General features: G+C 63.7%; 1 protein-coding gene. It reads right to left on the bottom strand.

Annotated features, from left to right (window positions below; all coding sequences use genetic code 11):
* Window positions 1-116 precede the first annotated feature (116 nt).
* On the bottom strand, window positions 117-1,134 hold a 1,018-nt coding region (locus tag C2U70_RS32710), incomplete at its 5' end, for a NirA family protein (protein WP_140982917.1).

Below are 1,134 nucleotides of genomic sequence, written 5' to 3'. Positions count from 1 at the left end.
CGAGCCGTCGAGCCCGAGCATGCCGACCAGAAATCCGTTCAACCACAGGCGCTGTCCCTCGCTGAAGGGCGCATTGGCCGGGATGATCTCGATCTTCGGAGGGAGCGTCATCTTGGTCATGCTGTGACTTCCGCTTCAGCGAGTTTGCGCAAGGCTTCGCCTTCGTGGCGACGGGAAAAGGCGAGGAAGGATTCGTCCGGCGAGGCGCGGTGGGCGAGATAGGCCTTCAACAGCTTCTCGACGAATTGCGGCGCGTCCTCGGCCTTCAGGTCGCGATAGACCTCCTGGCCGATATTGGCGTCGGGGCCAAAACCGCCGCCGGTGAAGAGGTGATAGCCCTCGACCGTGTCCTCCTCGCTCGCACCAGGCACCTTGGCTGCGATCAGGCCGATGTCCGAGATGTAATGCTGGGCGCAGGAATGATGGCAGCCGGTCAGATGGATGTTGAGTGGCGTGTCGACCGTCATCCGTGCATCGACCCAATCGCCGATCGCAGCCGCATGCCGCTTGGTGTCTGACGCCGCAAACTTGCAGCCCGCATTGCCCGTGCAGGCGATCAGTCCGGCGCGAACGTTTGAGGCCGAGGTCGCAAGCCCAAGCTTCTCGATCGCAGCCGTCACCAGCGCCACGTTCTCGTCGCGCACGCCTGAGATCAGAAGGTTCTGCCAGACGGTCAGGCGGATGTCGCCGTCGCCAAAATCCTGCGCGATCTTTCCGAGCCCTCGCATCTGCTCGCTTGTAATCTTGCCGAGCGGCAGCGCGACGCCGATCCAGTTGAGGCCGGCCTGCTTCTGCTTGTGCACCCCGATATGCGCCAGGCGATCGGATGCCGGTCGCGGCGCCAGCGCCTCTTCCGGTACGCGCGCGAAGGGTTTTCCGAGCCGCTCCTCGACCAGCTTGAGAAATCCGTCGTGGCCCATGCTGTCGAGCACGTATTTCAGCCGCGCCTTGTTGCGATTGGTGCGGTCGCCGTGCTCGATGAAGACGCGCACGATGGCGTCAGCAACGGCGGTCGCATCCTCGGGCCGCACGACGATGCCTGAGTATTTTGCAAAATCCCTGTGGCCGGTGATGCCGCCGAGGCCGAGGCGGAACCAGACGCCGGACTCAACGCCAAAACCGTCCTTCACCTCG

Origin of the sequence: Bradyrhizobium guangdongense (genome assembly GCF_006483445.1) — a bacterium.
Taxonomy (GTDB): Bacteria; Pseudomonadota; Alphaproteobacteria; order Rhizobiales; family Xanthobacteraceae; genus Bradyrhizobium; species Bradyrhizobium guangdongense_A.
The sequence above is the reverse complement of the archived record's forward strand: the minus strand, read 5'-3'. Positions and strand labels throughout refer to the sequence as shown.